The organism is Vibrio sp. L3-7 (assembly GCF_963898195.1).
Lineage (GTDB): Bacteria > Pseudomonadota > Gammaproteobacteria > Enterobacterales > Vibrionaceae > Vibrio > Vibrio echinoideorum.
The window spans coordinates 1-17,447 of the sequence record NZ_CAWQUW010000031.1; the positions used below are offsets into that span (position 1 = coordinate 1).

Consider the following 17,447-nt stretch of genomic DNA (forward strand, 5'->3'; position numbering starts at 1 on the left):
ATCTGCCTTATTGGCAAGTGGGTGTACATAGTACGCCTTCGCGGAGGCTTGAGCCCAGTGCAGTGAAAGTTGCACGCTGGGTTCTTAGGAGAGCGGCACCTGGTAACAGGTGTCGCTTATCCGACCAATATTAGTTTCAGCCAGAACATGTACTTTCTTAGCCAGCCTAAATTCTGCTAATGTCAGATGAAATACGCGAAAAAGAACTAGACTTAAAGTCAATATCGATTTTAACGGACTGAAAGCTCTATGAGTATAGATTTTCTTACAAGAAAGAAATATTTAACGAGTCATGACTTCTATCGAGATCTCATTGATTTTTTTGTACAAGAAGCCAAGAGCGATATCGGATATTTCCACTTCTATTCTCATACTAACGAAGAAATCGCATTAAATGTTTGGTCAACCTCTGTTTTGGAACATTGCCATTGCAGCTACGTAACCCACTATCCACTATCATCTGCAGGAATATGGGCAGATAGTATAAGAACTAAAAAGCCCGTAATACACAACCACTATGATGCAAACTATTCCATAGATGACTCTTTACCGAAAGACCACATAAAACTAACTCATCACTTCAGTCTTCCCGTAATACAAAATAATGACGTAGTTGCAGTCATCGGTATAGGCAACAACAACGCACCATACAGTCATGACTTCGTAAGTTATTTTTACAGTATGATCAAGGACATCTGGCCTCAGGTACAAACAAAGGTAAGTAAGATCGAATCTGGATTAGCTAACAATAAGCTAGAATTTGATTCTTCTACCTCCATCGCGATTATGACTAATATGCTAGGCGCAATATCTCGTGCGCTTGAAATTCGTGATGAATACACTTCCTCTCACCAACGCAATGTCGCTCATATATGCGACCTTATAGCTGATAAACTTTCACTAGAAGACTCTGTGAAAGAGGGACTAGTCATTGGAGCTTTGGTTCACGACATCGGGAAAATTACTATCCCGTCTCAAATCTTAAGTAAGCCTGGGAAGCTCATGCCAGCAGAGTACAAGTTACTCCAAAGTCATTCAGAAGTAGGAGCAAAGATTTTTCATGAAGTAATTTTTCCTTGGCCAATCGTCGAAATGATCGAACAGCACCATGAAAGGTTGGATGGCTCGGGCTACCCAAACGGAATCAAAGGGAATGAAATTTTACTTGAGGCTCGGATTATAGCTGTTGCAGATACCTTCGATGCTATGGCAAATGATAGACCATATAGGAAGGCTGTCGGAGCGAAGAAAGCTATCAATACCTTAGAACAAGGCCGAAATAAACTATACGACCCCTGTGTAGTAGACGCTTTCCTTACTTGCTACAAACAAGATGAGACTTTAGGTGGGTTGTATACACCTGTTAATTTACAATAAAAATGTGGCACAAATGTAGTAGTAATCTTTAGCCAAGCTCCAAGTTAGCTTGTTTCTAATTGTATGGTTTGCCATAAAAAAGGTAATTCGAACATACTCAATTTAAGTAATTACCCTAAATTATTTTTGTCCAGAGGCTTCATAGACCTGAAGTTTTACTCGTGGCACTTTTCTCAAAAAGTGCCAGCTAGCTCAGATCTGCCCCTTTCCTGTTTAGAGTTGTTATTCTTCACTAAACAAGAACGATTATATTGACCAAAATTTTCTAATCTTAGAAGCTCATTAAAAGCCAGTTTCGTTGAAGTACCAATATGCATAGTAATAGCTGATAAGATCATCACCTGATTGCTCGCGAGAATCTTGCCTCTCTTCTACGTTGATGAAACGCTACTAAACCAAGTATCGAGTGTTGACGTGGCGCTGGCGATGCAAAAAACCATGACTGACCTCATTTGAATACTAAAGCCAACTATCTGTGCTCAGGCCCATGACCAGTATGGCACTTGCTCCAAGGCCGCCACACATTGCGAACGTTCTTACTAGCCCAATCTGACGCAGCACACGATTGCCGATGATCGTGCCCAATAGAAAGCCCACTGAGTACATGGAGAGGATAAAACCAATAGACTGAACCCCAACTTGTTCAGAGGTCAGTTTTACTGGAATTAAAATACTACGCAGGCCGTGGCTACTCATCAGTAAAAAGGAGCTGATGAACAATAAGCTTAGCGCTCGTTGCGTTGTAGTTAGACTCATAGTTATTGATTTAAAGGCAAAAACAAGTCATTTATAAGTTAAATGTAAATGACTTATTTTTGCATAAGGTCTAGTTTAAGACAGGTTTTGTATCGACAGTCTCTTTTTCGTTCTCAACTTTTTTTTGTGACACTTTCAACTGGTGCATATGTTGAATTTCTTGTGCAGTGAGTTGACCGTAGTCTTCCTTCATGTATTTAAAGGTCTTAATCAGCATGAAGCTCACAAGGACAAGCAATGGTGCTGCAAATATTAATATTGCAGATTGCATTGACCCTACAGGTGCTTTGACGATGATGAATACCGCTGGAATCGCAATAATAACCAGACACCAGAATATCTTCAGTATTCTTGCTGGATTCTTGTCTTTATCAAGCACGTGTTGAGTTTGGCAAGCGACGGTAAATACAGAGCCATCTAACGTTGTAACTAATAACAGGAAGGTGGATACAATGAATATAACCAAAATCAGTGAGGAGAATGGTAGCGTGTTTAACGCTTCTACAATGGACTGACTCGCTTGGCCATCAGAGACCATTTGGCTAATGTTCACTTGTTTGTCTAGCTGGGTTTTCATCATGAATGAACCCACGATAGAAAACAGAATTGTTGTACCAACGGTGCCACCGCCAACCATACAAGCGATCACTTCGCGAAGTGTACGTCCTTTCGATACCTTAGTGATGAAAATACACATTAAAGGAATGAAAATCATCCAGTAAGCCCAGAAGTAAGCGGTCCAGTTCTGAGGGAACTTATCTTGGGTAATCGCATCCGTATAAAGGCTCATATGAATGAAATTAGATGCCCACAAGCTAATTGAGGTGCTGGTATTCTCTAAGATAAACAGGGTTGGTCCAAAAATGAGGATGTAGATAACAAGAGCAATAAGGAAGTAGGTCCCAGAGCTTGAGATATTTTTCATCCCTTTCTCGATACCTACAAAAGAGCTGACAATAAGCAAAGCAGCAACAATGCCGAGCATCCCAAGTTTAAGCATCAGAGTGTCTTGTAATCCAGTCAACTGAGCGACTGCCGCAGACACGATTGGCACACCCAGTGCGAGTACGATGATTAGCCCGAAAACTAGGGCAATAGGGTAAGTAATATCGATAATACGACCGACAACCTTTCCGACCGCTTGGTTTTGAATCATACCTTTAATAATATCGCTGATTTTTAACGATGGGTTCTTACGAACGTAATAAGAGTACATGATTGGCACAGCGCTGATCGCATAGAGAGCCCAAGCCGTAATACCCCAGTGGTGCAGAGAGTAAGTAACCGCCCACTCATGCGCTGTAACGGAGCCGGCTTCAATGGCAAATGGTGGTGTTTTGATGTAGTAAGACCACTCCAAGAACGCCCAGTATACGGTACCTGAACCAACGCCAGCTAAAGCCATCATGGTAATGTAGGCAAAGTTGGTGTATTCCGGTTTTTCATTACCCATTCGAATGTTGCCGTATTTACTCACCATTAAGTAAACTGAGACAACGACCATGGCAAAACCAAACCATAAGATAGGGGTGCCAAGGTTATAAGCGATCATAGTAAATATATCGCCAGCGATGCTAATAGCGCGCTCGGTATCAGTTAAGAAGAAGACAGATAGCGCACTTATGATGACCAAAGAGATCAAGACCGTAGTTCGGTCAAAGTTGCTAGAGTTGTTATTTTCCATAGAGGACTCCTTGTTATTCTCCCCGCATATCTGAGAGGAGAACAACTGTTTCACGTTAATTTTGTTTTAATTATTCGAATACATAAGTAGCGATTGAAGCTTCTTTTACAGCGTCCCAATCCATTTCTACGCCCAAACCGTTGCCTTCTGGCGCGTGGACGAAACCATCTCGGTCTGTTCGGATCTGAGTTTTAGAAGCAAGCTCGAAGCTTTCGTATGGGTAGAATTGCTCGAAGAAGTTACAGTTATTGTGTGCAAGGGCGACATGTAAGTTGGCCGCTTGCGTAATGGTGTAGCCCATACTCTGTATTTCTAAGTTTTTAGAGTGTCCTTCAGCGATCGCAAAGCACTTATTGAGCTGAGTAATACCGCCGCATACTGTTGCATCTTGGCGAACATCTGACCAAAAACCATTACCGAGTGCATAAGTGACCTCTTGAAGCGTCAGTAAGCAGTTACCGTGGCTGGATATTTCAAGGTCAGTTTTATCGACTAAACGTTGATAGGTTTTGTAGTCATAGTCAGAAACCGGTGCTTCTAACCATTCCCAGCCATAACTCTCCATCAACTTAGCCATCTTCATTGCTTCTGCAGGCGTATAGAAAGTGGCCGTGTCGAGCATGAATCGAACACCTGTCTTGCCGTATCGTTCTTGAATCGCGTTGACCAGTTTTACATCCTTTTCATATACACAGTAGCAATGGAGTTTTATTGCAGTAAATCCGTGCTCAATACAGTCATCAACGTATGGGAAATACTCTTCAACTGTGTCAAACATAGGGGTTGATGCGTAAGATTTCATCTTATGACGTGCCCCCCCTAATAACATATATAGTGGCATACCCGCTTTTTTACCTTTGATATCCCATGCTGCAATATCAATGGGTGATTTGGCAGGTAGACCGCCCCAAGAACAACGCGCACCTAACCAAGTGTTAAGCTCATCAGTCATTAATGGATTCTTACCGATTAGCCCTGGCACGATCGTACGCATAGCTTCAATGATGCAACGGTCAAAATCGTTCTCTGTATAGCTGATGGTGGCACCGACACCTTCTGTTCCATCGTTACAAATGATACGCACGATATTATTAGTGTAGAGCAGAGGCTCTTGGTTGTCGGCCCAAGGGATCGGTGGAGCATCGCGATCTGCTACAGCATAGAGCTCAACTCGTTTGATCACAGTATCTTTCATTGGGTTTTCTCCTTATAAAACGCTGCCATTTTCAATCATGACTGCGCGGATTTCCTCGCCCGTAAGGTCGCGGATTCGTCTATTTTCTTTAATTGCTTTTACTGCTGCAATTCCTGCGGCGTGCCCGTATTCAAAGCATTGCGCAGTGACTCGTGCCGAGGCCAGTGCTTCATGTTCTGCGCTTAGGCAGCGACCCGCGGCGATGATGTTTTCACCAATGATTGGGACCAACGTGTTGTAAGGTACGTCGTAGTAGTCGTTGATCAACCAATGCAGCTTTGGTTTGTCGCCTGAGTGCAGTTCAATTGGCCAAGGTGTGCGACAAATACCATCTTTTCTCTTGTTGCAATTAACAACGTCATCATTAGTTAGAGTCTCAACACCGACGATTGAACGTGTTTGGCGGATGCCGACTTCAACACCAGTATCGACAACGTAAGCATCTTCACAACCAGGAACAAAGTGGTTTAAGAAGCGCGCATAATCACGAACTTGGCGGCGGCCAAAAACTTCAGCCTCCGTGAAATCTTTGGGGTCAATAACATTAAACATGCGGCCATTTTGCCCGGCGAGACGAGTGGCGTTGACCATCAACTCACCTGGTCGAGTGGTGGGAAAGATCCAAATTTTATGACGTGGTAACGTGTATTCACCGCTCTTGTTGGCTGCGAGAATGCTTTCGGTCACCTTTGGCGGGCATATTGTATCTTCGCCGTAGTAGGCCAAATACTTCTCCATATCGACATCGGCAATACGGAAGAACATCGTAGGATTTTGGATACGACCTTGATCACCAAAATAGTAGTCCATGCCAGCACGAGCAATCACGGCTGCGTCACCGGATGCATCAACAATCATTTTACTCAGGATGATGCTTTGGCCTGCATTGGATTCGATGACCACACCTTTGAATGCATCTTTTTCCATGATCACCCCCGTGACTGATGTGTGGAAAAGGGTCGTGACGCCGGCGCTTTCAAGTAGGTCGTCCGCGACTTCACGCCATACTAAAGGATCATGGGTAACGGTAAATGTCTTGCCGTATTTTTGAGGCTCGGTCACTCCATTGCGTTTCTTCAGCTCTTGACGGAATCGCTCCGTGAATCCGAACACCACTTGTTCGGGTTGAGCATTCTCTTCGTCTGAAGCCATGAACATGCCGCAAATAGTACCTGACAAACCAGCCACTGCTGCTCCGCCACAAAAACCATATTTTTCAATTAACCAGGTGTCTTTACCCATGGAGCTAGCCGTTTCAGCAGCGGCTACACCAGCGGCACCGCCACCAATGACTAGGACATCAACCTCAGCCAAAATTGGCAGATCCGGTATTTGTTCAAAACGGCGAACAATTTTCCAATCTTTCATGTTTACCTCGCTAATAGATTTTTGATATTCATCTGATATATCAGTTGTGTATTTTTAATATATGCCCTTTTTTTTTGTGGTACAATAGCGAAACTAGTTATCGTGAGATCGCTCACTAAAAAATTGATCAAAGGAATAGCGCGCAGAATGACCATAAACAACGCAAATAAGACTGATGTGGCTTATAACCAATTGGAAAAAATGATTATTTTCCGAGAGCTTGAGCCTGGAAGTATGGTGAGTGAAAAACAACTTGCTGAAGGAATGGATCTTGGCCGAACGCCAGTACGAGAGGCTCTTCAACGGCTATCATATGAGCGTATGGTAGAAATCCATGCTCGCAGAGGGATCCAAATCCCACCTATTTCGGTCGAAAGCCAGCTTAAAATTCTTGAGGTTCGCCGTGATATTGAAGCCTTGTGCGTGAAATATGCCTCTGCCAGAGCGAGTGTCGAAGAGAAACAGCAGATGCTATTACTCGCCGATAAGCTTGAGGAGTGTGCGAAAAACCGAGACGATATACAATATGCGACGCTACTAAAAGAAATCCACATTTTGTTGGTCAAGGCCGCAACAAATGAGTATTTGCAACTGGCGATGGCCCCTCTTCAGGGACTGTCACGCCGCTTTTGGTTTGCCTACAAAAATCAAAATTCTGATCTTGTGGATGCATCTTCTTACCATGCCGCTGTATTAAGAGCTGTTAGTCATACCGATGCAGAAGAGGCCGTTGCAGCATCACATCGCTTGAATGATTACCTAACAGACATGGCGTATCGAAGTATTACAGCAAGAAAATAACACTTCGCCATGTGCAATAATGCCGTTCACTCTTAAGTTTCTATGTGGCTTAGGTGTACATTTGTTGAACAGGCTGATGCCCCCTATAGAAGTAAATTGTGTGATCTGCTCTAGAAGGGTGTGTGCCTGAGTGTTTTTCTTTAGGCGAGTGCATTCATCGTAGGGCATAGGTTCCGACCTCATCCAGTGCGTCCTAATCGTCAGTATAGCGATTTGCCATACCTGAAGTTATTCGTCATTTGCTAATATTAGATTTTCCGAAACTCATTTCTGTCCAGAACCGTCACAGGCTTAATTCTTACCCGTAGCAGCTCCTAGCTCGAAAGAGTGTCCAAATGTTTGATAAAAATAGGTTTCGACTCTTCAGATCATTTATTAGCAAAGTACTCTCGGTAGGTCTTTTAACTTTGTCGTGTATTGTGGTGATAAAAAATTGCGCTTCATAGCCCAGTCATGTGTAGTTCCCTGAGCGGCTAGGAATATCGAATCTCGCCCCAACTTGTTATTGAGTTTATCTATGGCTTGCATCAATGCTGGGTTGTCAGGTTCGGAAAATAAGTCCTGTTGACGCTGCCGATCGGATACTAGGTTCATCGCACCTACGCCAATCTTGTAATAGCTGACACCTGGCTTAAACAACCTAGTTGCCATCAACGTCACTGCTTTAGTCAACTTACTTGTATCATTAGTTGGAAATTCAAATGTGCAGGTTTTTTTGAAGTTTTGTGGTATGTCATCGAAAGGTGATGTGTTGGCAAAAGCCATGAGAGTAGCGCATGAGCTCTTTTGATTACGTGCTTTTCTTGCCACTGTGGCAGCGTGAAAGGCGAGGGCTTGTTTTAGCTCTTCAAGTGATGTTATTCGGTTGCCGACACTGCGAGTGCTAAATATCTGTTGTTTGTCCGCTCTGCATTCGTCCCAAACTTTGCAAGGGTGGCCATTTAACTCACGAACGGTTCGTTCAATTTCTACATTGAAAGAGCACCTTGCTTGTTCAGGACTTAAATTCGCAAGATCTAGAGCTGTTTCAATCCCCATCAACTTCATACGTTGTGTCAATCGCCTTCCAACGCCCCAAACTTCAGATACAGGTTGTGATGTCAAATATTGTTGGCGTTTGTCTTCAGAATCAATGATGCAGACACCATTCAACTCTTTATCAACTTTGGCTACTCTGTTTGCCATTTTTGATAGTGTCAAAGTATCACCCGCACCAAAGCAAACGGGCAGTCGACATTCTTTCCAGACCGTTTGACGAATTCGTTGACCGAAAGAGGTTAAGTCTGACTCAACATGTGAAAAACGGCTTATATCTAAAAAGCATTCATCTATTGAGTAAATATGGCTCCTTGGTGAGAACGCCGTAATTGTTGCCATCATTTTTGCAGACAGATCAGCATATAAAGCATAGTTTGATGAAAAAACGTTCACACCACGCTTTTCAATGAGTGTTTTTTGCTTGAAATAGGGCTCAAACTTTTTGACTCCAGCTTCTTTTGCCAACCGATTTGCTGCTACAACTGCACCATCATTGTTTGATAAGACAATACAGGGTAGGTGTCGTAAATCAGGCCGAAATACTTGTTCACAAGCGACATACATAGCGTTGCAATCTATAAGAGCAAACATTACATGAACTCAGGCAACGGTTTATGTAGACGAATAGAACGTATCACAACCCCTTCAATAGCAAAGGCATCTTCTGGATGGATCTCAATAGGTAAGTGATGAGGATTTGCTGACAGCAAAAGCCTGTTATGCACATCAAGGATTTTGCACATAAATGCACCATTTAAGCTGACGATAACGGTATCAAAATGCTGAGCTTGTGGCTTTCTGTCGATGACTAACAAGTCGCCATTGAAGATGCCAATTCTTTCCATGGAATCTCCGTTAGCATAAGCAAGATATGTAGCATTGGGGTTATTTACCAAGACAGAATCCAGTGAAACACCAAGCTCAACATACTCAGCTGCTGGTGATTCCCAGGAGGTAAGAGAGCAAGAAATACTGGATGGAGAAAGCGGTAGAATGTGCATGTTTACGGCCCTAGAATCTATACTGTATAAATATACAGTATAGATTCTAGGGCCGTCAATGTTTGTAAAACTAAGTGCGGTTTAATTAACCTTTTGTTCGAATTAACAAAGCGTACGTTTAAAAGTTGAGGTTGTTCGAACCCATTAGGTATGCGAGCGACTGCATCGTGATTTTCTTCACATGATGGCAGTCTATTCCAATACTTTAACTGTGAGTGTTTTTATTATTCTGTACGTATGAATACTAAATCAATTTTTCTAGAGTATATCCATCGCGCAAATGCTCATTGCGATAGCTGTTTAAACCAGTTGTTTGTATTGATGACTCAAGCTGTGATGAAGGTCGATTCTGACGATATAGCTTTGCATTTGATGAACGATGTATCGGAGCCCGATTTGTTGTTGCTGATCGTTTTAACCGATATTGATTTAACTACTCAGTATGACGAACTCATACTTGCGATTGCTGTCACTTACGTAATGAACTTTGAAAGTCATCCACTTCACTAGATCTGTAGCTTGGTGTTCAAAAATGCAGTCGCCTGGACAGTTCCTTAGTACAGTCATCCATATAACTTGTTAGTTCTATCACTGGATTGCTAATTTGAAATGGTCTAAATGTATAGGGTCACTTTCACCCTAATATTATATATAGAGTAAAAGTGACCCCCATGAAAACATCCCAAAGCTACGCTTTGAAAGACCTCTATTAGTTCATGAGCGTAGCTCATGGTTGTTCCTAAGGTAATTTAAGTAACTCAATCCTATGAAGAGCTACTTGTTGTAGTGGATTAAATAGCTTGATTACTGATTCGTAGTTACACAGCATGTTGGAAGTCGGATAGTTAAATGGAAGCGCGGCATAGCTACAACTTCGAGCATGTTCTGAGCTGAGCAATTCGAGCCCAAACAACCTTAGTGTTCAACAACCTAAACGTTCCAATATTTCATTACTATCAGCTAAACCACTTGGCAGGGTATATGGAACGATTGATCTCAACTCTGATACTGCCAGCTTTCTAGTGCAGTAATTTGTATCTCTGGTTGTGTGTTGGTTCATGAAAAAGGCTACAGAATTTCCTTTCTCGTCGTACACAATTTTGTAGTAATCCGAGGGTATTGCATGAGGCTCATCAGCTTTTGGTAAAGTATCCATTTCGTTACGGTAGAGAGTCCCTGTAATAACGTACAGGTTCTCTCGAAACCCAACGGCATCCCTAACTGCTTTTTCCAAGTTTTTCCATGCGCCTTGGTTTAAGTCTTTTGCTTGGGGAGTGATATTCGACAAATAGTTAAGAGTAGGCCAATAGCGACTGCCGACAAAACTGGCTAAGGGAGCCTGATGCCCACGGTCAACATTGAGCTTACTTGCAGCCCCAGTATAATCACCTTTCTCTAATCGCTCAGCTTCAACAAGTAGAGGGTTATTTTTCCAAGTTCGATTAGTTGTTGTTCCGAAGTTAAGAATATCGACTTCATATGCGACCCAATCTGCAAATTGTGTTTTCTTGTTTTGAGAGAGCGTGTACAAACGCTCGAAGATGACAACATTACCGTCAATTTCTAGGCTAGGGCAGCCAATAGGGCAGTTTGGTGTCCGAAATTCAGCAGCACTCAAAATACCTGAGGCTAGCACTGTAATTGCTATCCATGCTTTCATTGTCATTCCTTTAGATGAGCTTCGCCTCAAATTTAGCATAACTATCAAAACGGTAGAAGTAGAGTGGGTTAACGTTTCTGAAACGGGAAGACCCCATTTGGTTTCCTTTTGAGCTTCCTTATTCTGAAGTTTTTCACAATTTCGGTCTTCGACTTGAGGAGTAACTGTGTACAGAAGTGGTTTAGTGCCACAAGAAAAAGGCTCTTCACTTGTTGCCCAATTCATCTGAGTAACTTTTGCCCCAAAGTGAGCCAGAGAGGGATTGAACTCAGTTTCAAACCCTGCAACTTGCCTTACTTTTCCTCATGCCTAGAGTTCCACCAATGTAGCTAAATGTTTTGATCCACAACAGACTAACCTTTAATCACACTTACGCACGAATATGTTGTTCAACTATTTTTAAGCCATTGAATAATGAAGAACTAAAAGGAACTTTATGATTGATAACGTGCCTTGAATCGTAAGCAATATGTGCTTGCACGGTTTTCAACTGAAAATTCGAATCAAACTGGATTATATTTATAATTTTCAGTTGGTTAGGTAAAGCTCTTGAGATATGCTGAATACATCAATTCGTGCTGGCACGATATTAAAATGTTATGTTTATAGGAGCAAAATTTGGACACTTTAAAAGATTTTAGATTTCCACTTTTCAGATCAAGTTTTTACATGCAATACGATACGTACAAGGAGCATGTAAGAAAAGTAGATGACTTTTTAGAGTTAGAAGCTGAAACTTTTAAGGCTAACGTTGAAAAATTAGCTCAAGGTATGGAGTCTTATGACCGAGCTGTGTATCTAGAAGACATGGCAGAGCAATTTCAAGAACTGAAATTTGAATTTCCTTCAATTCAAAGGCGAGCGGAACTAATTACAATCTATACCGTTTTAGAGCATCAATTTCAGCAAATCTGCCAAGCTTATGAACGTGAATTAGAAAACCCTGTAAAGATAAAGGATCTCGAATCAAACGGTATTGTTGATCAGTGTCGAAAGTACCTTGAAAAAGTGGCGCTTGTGGACTTTCCTAGAAAATACCCTGCTTGGGTAGAGATTACGAAAATTCAACAAATAAGAAACTGTGTGGTGCACGCAGATGGCACGGTCAAAACAGGGAACCAAGAATTGCGTGGTTACATTAAAGGAAATGCATTTTTATCATTAGCTAAGAATGACAAAGTGTTAATAGAGTCAGGCTTCTCAGAGCACTGTATTAATGTTTTCTGTGACTTCTTAACGGAGCTATTTGACCAAATGCTGAAAGAATAAACATAACAAACCGTTCAAGCTGATTCGCAAACGCGTGCCATTTTCGCTTCGCTCCAATTTTGGCACACGTTCACTCACAGCTTAACGGGGCTACATGGATTCCCCCGGTTGTCAAACATCCGCTAAACTTATGTTGATGGGTTTTGGACTGCCGCTCTACATTCGGCCTACTTATCGACGATTCGTATACGTCGTGGCCCTGATGACTTGCGCGACTGCGGTGCCTTATTCGTTAAATGACATCTAGTGTGTCCGCCGCATTAACAGGCTCTCCGCAAGTGGTCTTAACCTATCTCCATCATTAGCGTCTGCAATGACCCGGTGGGTCTAACTCTTTATGCTGCTTAAGTTTTTACTTAAGCAGCATAGTTTTCATATTCTGTTTGATTGTGTAAAAGCGACCATATAATTCGTGCGTTCTTCGCGGCAAGTGCCACTATCGCTCGGTTCATTCCTCTTCGTTCTAGAACGCCTCGACACCACTGACTTAGCTTATCTTGCTTGTCGCCAAGGTTGGCAATCACGGTCCTTGCTCCGTGAACTAATAGTGTTCGTAAGTATTTATCGCCGTGTTTGGTTATCCGACCTAAGCGTGGCTTTCCTCCCGTCGAATATTGTTTTGGTACGAGTCCTAGCCAAGCAGAGAAATCACGGCTTTTATCAAATTGAGAACCGTTGCCTATCGAAGCAAGTATCGCAGTAGCGGTTTGCGGTCCAATACCTCGAACTTTCATCACTCGTTGAACATTAGCGCTGACCTTAGCAAAAGAGTCGAAGACTTGTTCAGTATCGGCGATACGTTGATTCAACTCTCCAAGGTGGTGATAAGCATCGGCAACCACCGTTCTTGCGAGATGTGGCAGTTCATTTTCTGCATCTTCAAGCATTAAGGGAACGTGTGTCATTAATGAAGAGCGGCCAACAGGAATGATTAACCCGAACTCAGAGAGTAGGGCGCGCATGCGATTCATAAGCGCGGTGCGCTCACGAACCCAATGCTCTCTCATTCTATGTACTGATAAGATGGCTTGTTGCTCGGGGGATTTTACAGGCACAAAGCGAGTAGATGGTCGCTGAACAGCTTCGCATATGGCAACAGCATCATTAAGGTCGTTCTTTCCCTTAGTTCGATAAGGGATTACGTATTTAACGGCCATGATACGGGCGTCATGTCCCAGTTTATTGAGTGTTCTTGCCCAATAATGTGCACCACCACACGCTTCAACTCCTATACGCATGAGTGGCATATTTGCTATTGTAGTCAGTAGTTTAGAGCGAGTTACTGACTTATGAAGTATGACCTTACCATTTTGGTCTACGGCATGAAGACTAAAGTGGTTTTTAGCTAGGTCGATACCGCAGAAATAAGAATAATCAGACATGGTGCCTCCGATGCATTTAAGTACCACATAAGTGTGGCAGATCCTCGGTAGGGGGAATCCATGTCATTCGTTATGTGCTTAGAGGAAAAATGAACAAAATCATCTTAATTTTACTGTTGGTGTCGTCTTCAGTGTTTGCGGATAGCGAGAGCTTTTTCAATCGGTTATTTTTTGAAAATGTTTCGTACTCAGAACTTGTTACTCCAAAAAATAAAGACGTAGTAAGACCAATATTTCAGCAAATTGATGCCAGCTTAGCCTCAGAGGAATGGAGCAATGCAGATAAGTTAGACGTATTGCGTAGCATATTAGCAATTCATTTGTCTGAGGTTGCATCAGTAAAATCGATGTCCTTTGAGCAAACCTTGTCTAAATTCAAAGCTGGAAAGCTAAACTCTGACATCACTAAAGCCTATGCTGATGAACATAATTCAAAAGTAGCTAGTAGTGAACTCGATAAGGTCGTTAATGCACGAAACTATGAGGAGACTCAACAGACAACTAAAGAACAGCAAAGGCTAAAGTTGTTAAAATGTATCATTGATAATATGAAAAACTTACCAGCCAATATGAAAGAAGTAGTTGGTGCATATTGCAAATTAGAGCAGAAAGTTTAGTACGCACATAACAAAGCATTTAAGAGTGATTCGCAACGCTTGGCGTTTTCGCTTCGCTCAAAGTATAGCCAAGCGCCGCTCTCACCTTAATGCGGCGCTATATCACAAGGTGAAATATGTCAGATCGATCAGTAGAGTTAGCTAAACAGAGTATCAGTGGTGTTAGTAAATATGATTACTTTATCGTTGGAATCTCTTCAGCGACTTTTGCTTACTTTGCCAAAGATTTTGTAGTTCTGAGTAGCTTTGGCGTGAATGAAAGCTCGTTTGTGCTAGTTGCGTTATTATTGCTCGCAATATCTGTTGTCTCTGGATTGAAAAAGATAGAACGATATAACGTCTTTCTTCAGAAAAATGGTAAGTACCTAGATTATAGCGAGCATTTGGCGGCATATAAGCAAAATGCAATAGAAGGAACTGAAGCCATAAACCAAGAAAGTGGAGAAATTTTAGCCCCAAGAGAATCAGCTTTAAATGCTTCAGCGTTAGAAAAGTTGCTACCAGACTGGAAGGAAGAGCTAGCGCGACTTGGTAGTATAATTTCAATCGGTAGCACTATTCGAGACTATACACTTTTTGCATCATATTTGTTGTTGGCAGTAAGTAAGATGCTGCCACTTTGGACAATGTGATATAACAAAGCAATCAAGGTGATGCGTTACACTCGGCGGTTTTGGTATGAAGTTCGGTGCGCTTTGCTGGTTCAGTGGGGCACTGATCTGCACCATCAATACTGGACGATACGTTAAGCGACTTTCCATACCTTTAGTTATCTATAAATTGCTAATTTAGGGGAAGCTGTAGCTCATTTCTGTCCCATTATACGTTAGACCTTTTACTCATTTATATTTTGCTAACTGTGTTTACCCTACTCAAACTTATCCGACTGAGCGATAATTCAACACCCCGTGACATAATGCAGCCAATCTTCCTTCATGTAGCATAACTTATTGATTATCAGTTGAGTCATTATGAGAATGGCTGCACTATGCAGGATAGAAGACGGCAATTTGTCAGTTAATGAACGTTAAATGTATCAAGGATTTCAGGTGGAATTGTTATTTTTGAATGGTGAGCTTACAACGCTTTACCCACAAACAAAGCGAAAAGTTGAGCTTCTTGATAAAGACATCTTCGAGCGTATTCAAAAATGGGCGATGTTTTCGGCTATGAATGAACTTGAAATCGAAGACTACTTCAAGAAGAAAATTTCGTACAAAGGCATAAGATATAAAGGTGCTCCTGAGAGAGCTTATTGGCATTATTTTCAACCATTTTTTGATCATGAAATACCACGAGTCCTCTCTGAAGTCGAAGATTCTTGCCACAACAAAGGCTTGAACCCTGAAGAGTATGTCAATGAAGCAGGGAACTTATTGAAAGTTATGGTTAGTAGATTATGGAATGAGATTGCTAAAACTGATCAGCGCTTGAAAGGGCGTGGGTTTCCGAAACCTGAAGACTTAAAAGAAGTGAGCGGCACAATTGAAAGGTACCGCAAAAACATTGATGCCGAGGTGAAAGCTATTCTACATAGAGGAAAGACTGTCGTAAGTGATAAAGCTTCACCAAGCGAAGATATAATTGATGTTAAGCCTAACTTTATGGGCATTGGTTTAAACTTGAATGCTGCATTTCGTTGGATTAAGAACATCCGAAAAAACATGTAACCAGCATTTAAGAGTGATTCGTAACGCTTGCCGTTTTCGCTTCGCTCAAAACTTAGGAGTCCCAATGTTCGAAGAACTATTAAAACTAGCGGAACAAACACTTCGAGAAAGTGACAATGAGGCTGAGTATGAATCTGTTATTGAGCTTGCAGCATCGGTTCTAATAGAAGATACAAATGAGCAAGAAGAAGTGAATGTTAAGCGTGTGATGTTAGAACACGATGCGTTCTTAAAAAGGAACCGTGAGCGTTGGGCCCTTGGTTTTAGAAAGCTACATACTTTACGAGAAACTTGCTTACAAGCGGGTATGAACTTTCAGCAGCAATTTATCCAAATACCCAAGTATGAAACTGATGAATTAATAGGCGTTCTCATGAGGCAGCATGCTCATGCGTGTCGCATAACTGGGGAAATCATTCACTTGCTAGAGGGTGGTTACCCCGATGCAGCCTTAGCACGTTGGCGTACTTTATATGAGATTGTTGTTACGTGCTTAGTTATTAAAAAGTGTGGTCGTGTAGCGGCCATCGATTATATTAAGCACGGTATGGTACAAACGGTAGAAGGAATTGAGGAGCATCGCAAAACGGCTGATGCTATGGGGCAAGAAACCTTTTCTGATCAAGAAGCAGGATTCTACACTGAACTTAAAAGCAGCATTACACAAGGTCGTTCTGGGTGGCACTGGGCTAGGGAGCATACTGGTTACAAAAAAATCGACAAATTGAGAGAGTTCGTAGAACTAGATAAATGGTCTCATAACTACAAACTAGCCAGCCGTAACATACATGCTGACTATTATGAAATGGCTTCTTTATATGGAATGAATGAAGCAAAAGAAGACCTGTTACTTTGTGGTCAGTCCAACTCTGGCCTTACAGAGCCTGCTCATTTCACTGCTATTGCTTTGGCTCAAATTACGTCTGTATTTCTGACAACTTATATAGAAGAGAGCGATACTGGTTTAGATTATGCCGATTCTACTTTGTTTATGAAAATAATTGAGAATTACGTGAAAGAAGTTGGGGAAGCTTTCTTGAGCGTCGAAAAGTCAACATAACAAAACGACTATAGTAATAGCATGGATGTTTCACCCTAAGAAAGCTAATTTGACTAACCAACTTCAGCTCGGACACCCTATCTCATTTATGTCCAAAAACATCACAACCTGAATTTTCACGCGTGGCATTTTCTAGCTCGAAAATGCCCCAAAATGATTTTGAGCTGAGACCATCAGCAAAGTCTTGTCGACAGACTGACCTATTTTTCCTAATGACTAACATTAACATGTTCTAAGCAAAGTATATGGGGTATGCGGAATGCCAAGGAAGGGATCAGAAATACATATATTCTCATTCGATGGTGGCGATAAGCTTACAATATTGGCCGCTCTTAATGTCGGCAAATGTTTTGTTAGGAGTGCTGTCGACCTCCATCATGGAAGCTATCTTTAGAGCTCAAGGTTCGGGGATAACTTTCAATCAGGCATCTAAACCGTGGCGAAGTAAGGCGATGAGTAGAGAGCTGTTGTTTTTCGAACAAAAAGCATTGCAACTATTTCTTTTGAATCAATGCACTTATGCCTCAAAATCAAATGGCCAACAACCCTCTCAAATGCGACTTTCATCA

General features: G+C 41.9%; 16 protein-coding genes. 8 read left to right on the forward strand and 8 right to left on the reverse strand.

What is annotated here, in order from left to right:
- Positions 1-249 precede the first annotated feature (249 nt).
- On the forward strand, positions 250-1,377 hold the full coding sequence (locus AACW75_RS17705) for an HD domain-containing phosphohydrolase (protein WP_237297886.1): 1,128 nt from the start codon (positions 250-252) through the stop codon (positions 1,375-1,377).
- Positions 1,378-1,836: 459 nt separating this feature from the next.
- Here the strand turns inward: AACW75_RS17705 and AACW75_RS17710 are convergent, their stop codons facing one another.
- The 4 genes from AACW75_RS17710 to AACW75_RS17725 form a co-directional block, all read right to left on the reverse strand.
- The gene (locus AACW75_RS17710; protein WP_016794261.1) at positions 1,837-2,133 is read right to left on the reverse strand and encodes a hypothetical protein; all 297 of its coding nucleotides are present in this window, start codon (positions 2,131-2,133) and stop codon (positions 1,837-1,839) included.
- A 70-nt stretch (positions 2,134-2,203) separates the two neighbouring features.
- Positions 2,204-3,817, reverse strand: a complete 1,614-nt coding sequence (locus AACW75_RS17715; RefSeq protein ID WP_016794260.1) for a BCCT family transporter — start codon at positions 3,815-3,817, stop codon at positions 2,204-2,206.
- A gap of 70 nt (positions 3,818-3,887) precedes the next feature.
- The gene (locus AACW75_RS17720) at positions 3,888-5,012 is read right to left on the reverse strand and encodes a mandelate racemase/muconate lactonizing enzyme family protein (RefSeq protein ID WP_016794259.1); all 1,125 of its coding nucleotides are present in this window, start codon (positions 5,010-5,012) and stop codon (positions 3,888-3,890) included.
- A gap of 12 nt (positions 5,013-5,024) precedes the next feature.
- Positions 5,025-6,380, reverse strand: coding sequence for an FAD-dependent oxidoreductase (locus AACW75_RS17725; protein WP_108099437.1), 1,356 nt, complete (start codon positions 6,378-6,380; stop codon positions 5,025-5,027).
- A 147-nt stretch (positions 6,381-6,527) separates the two neighbouring features.
- Between AACW75_RS17725 and AACW75_RS17730 the strand changes: the two genes are divergently transcribed.
- On the forward strand, positions 6,528-7,181 hold the full coding sequence (locus tag AACW75_RS17730) for a GntR family transcriptional regulator (RefSeq protein WP_016794257.1): 654 nt from the start codon (positions 6,528-6,530) through the stop codon (positions 7,179-7,181).
- Positions 7,182-7,556: 375 nt separating this feature from the next.
- Here AACW75_RS17730 and AACW75_RS17735 read toward each other — a convergent pair whose 3' ends face one another.
- Both AACW75_RS17735 and AACW75_RS17740 read right to left on the reverse strand, forming a co-directional pair.
- Positions 7,557-8,810, reverse strand: coding sequence for a Y-family DNA polymerase (locus AACW75_RS17735; RefSeq protein WP_237297887.1), 1,254 nt, complete (start codon positions 8,808-8,810; stop codon positions 7,557-7,559).
- Positions 8,810-9,220 carry a LexA family protein gene (locus AACW75_RS17740; protein ID WP_050648101.1) on the reverse strand — a complete coding sequence of 137 codons (411 nt, stop codon included), beginning with the start codon at positions 9,218-9,220 and terminating at the stop codon, positions 8,810-8,812. Before AACW75_RS17740 ends, AACW75_RS17735 begins: the two co-directional genes overlap by 1 nt.
- 237 nt (positions 9,221-9,457) lie before the next feature.
- Here AACW75_RS17740 and AACW75_RS17745 point away from each other — a divergent pair, with 237 nt between their 5' ends.
- Positions 9,458-9,730, forward strand: a complete 273-nt coding sequence (locus tag AACW75_RS17745) for a hypothetical protein (protein WP_237297888.1) — start codon at positions 9,458-9,460, stop codon at positions 9,728-9,730.
- 412 nt (positions 9,731-10,142) lie between these two features.
- On the opposite strand, the gene AACW75_RS17750 is transcribed toward AACW75_RS17745, so the two are convergent.
- Positions 10,143-10,880, reverse strand: coding sequence for a DNA/RNA non-specific endonuclease (locus tag AACW75_RS17750; RefSeq protein ID WP_102560866.1), 738 nt, complete (start codon positions 10,878-10,880; stop codon positions 10,143-10,145).
- A gap of 618 nt (positions 10,881-11,498) precedes the next feature.
- Between AACW75_RS17750 and AACW75_RS17755 the strand changes: the two genes are divergently transcribed.
- Positions 11,499-12,149 carry a hypothetical protein gene (locus AACW75_RS17755; protein ID WP_237297889.1) on the forward strand — a complete coding sequence of 217 codons (651 nt, stop codon included), beginning with the start codon at positions 11,499-11,501 and terminating at the stop codon, positions 12,147-12,149.
- 356 nt (positions 12,150-12,505) lie between these two features.
- Here AACW75_RS17755 and AACW75_RS17760 read toward each other — a convergent pair whose 3' ends face one another.
- On the reverse strand, positions 12,506-13,531 hold the full coding sequence (locus AACW75_RS17760; RefSeq protein ID WP_237297890.1) for an IS110-like element ISVisp6 family transposase: 1,026 nt from the start codon (positions 13,529-13,531) through the stop codon (positions 12,506-12,508).
- Between the two features lie 89 nt (positions 13,532-13,620).
- Between AACW75_RS17760 and AACW75_RS17765 the strand changes: the two genes are divergently transcribed.
- From AACW75_RS17765 to AACW75_RS17780, 4 genes are all read left to right on the forward strand, one after another.
- Positions 13,621-14,148, forward strand: coding sequence for a hypothetical protein (locus AACW75_RS17765; protein WP_237297891.1), 528 nt, complete (start codon positions 13,621-13,623; stop codon positions 14,146-14,148).
- A gap of 116 nt (positions 14,149-14,264) precedes the next feature.
- Positions 14,265-14,780 (forward strand): hypothetical protein, encoded by a 516-nt coding sequence (locus AACW75_RS17770; RefSeq protein ID WP_237297892.1) that lies wholly within the window; start codon positions 14,265-14,267, stop codon positions 14,778-14,780.
- A 399-nt stretch (positions 14,781-15,179) separates the two neighbouring features.
- Positions 15,180-15,818, forward strand: a complete 639-nt coding sequence (locus AACW75_RS17775; RefSeq protein ID WP_237297893.1) for a hypothetical protein — start codon at positions 15,180-15,182, stop codon at positions 15,816-15,818.
- A 64-nt stretch (positions 15,819-15,882) separates the two neighbouring features.
- Complete coding sequence (locus tag AACW75_RS17780; RefSeq protein ID WP_237297894.1) at positions 15,883-16,878, forward strand: DUF5677 domain-containing protein; 996 nt, start codon at positions 15,883-15,885, stop codon at positions 16,876-16,878.
- Positions 16,879-17,447: the final 569 nt, after the last annotated feature.

Coding starts and splice junctions, on each gene's coding strand:
- AACW75_RS17735 (WP_237297887.1), bottom strand. CDS start 8,810: ATGTTTGCTCTTATAGATTGCAACGCTATGTATGTCGCTTGTGAACAA.
- AACW75_RS17750 (WP_102560866.1), bottom strand. CDS start 10,880: ATGAAAGCATGGATAGCAATTACAGTGCTAGCCTCAGGTATTTTGAGT.
- AACW75_RS17780 (WP_237297894.1), top strand. CDS start 15,883: ATGTTCGAAGAACTATTAAAACTAGCGGAACAAACACTTCGAGAAAGT.
- AACW75_RS17740 (WP_050648101.1), bottom strand. CDS start 9,220: ATGCACATTCTACCGCTTTCTCCATCCAGTATTTCTTGCTCTCTTACC.
- AACW75_RS17745 (WP_237297888.1), top strand. CDS start 9,458: ATGAATACTAAATCAATTTTTCTAGAGTATATCCATCGCGCAAATGCT.
- AACW75_RS17775 (WP_237297893.1), top strand. CDS start 15,180: ATGTATCAAGGATTTCAGGTGGAATTGTTATTTTTGAATGGTGAGCTT.
- AACW75_RS17720 (WP_016794259.1), bottom strand. CDS start 5,012: ATGAAAGATACTGTGATCAAACGAGTTGAGCTCTATGCTGTAGCAGAT.
- AACW75_RS17715 (WP_016794260.1), bottom strand. CDS start 3,817: ATGGAAAATAACAACTCTAGCAACTTTGACCGAACTACGGTCTTGATC.
- AACW75_RS17705 (WP_237297886.1), top strand. CDS start 250: ATGAGTATAGATTTTCTTACAAGAAAGAAATATTTAACGAGTCATGAC.
- AACW75_RS17765 (WP_237297891.1), top strand. CDS start 13,621: ATGAACAAAATCATCTTAATTTTACTGTTGGTGTCGTCTTCAGTGTTT.
- AACW75_RS17725 (WP_108099437.1), bottom strand. CDS start 6,380: ATGAAAGATTGGAAAATTGTTCGCCGTTTTGAACAAATACCGGATCTG.
- AACW75_RS17730 (WP_016794257.1), top strand. CDS start 6,528: ATGACCATAAACAACGCAAATAAGACTGATGTGGCTTATAACCAATTG.
- AACW75_RS17710 (WP_016794261.1), bottom strand. CDS start 2,133: ATGAGTCTAACTACAACGCAACGAGCGCTAAGCTTATTGTTCATCAGC.
- AACW75_RS17770 (WP_237297892.1), top strand. CDS start 14,265: ATGTCAGATCGATCAGTAGAGTTAGCTAAACAGAGTATCAGTGGTGTT.
- AACW75_RS17760 (WP_237297890.1), bottom strand. CDS start 13,531: ATGTCTGATTATTCTTATTTCTGCGGTATCGACCTAGCTAAAAACCAC.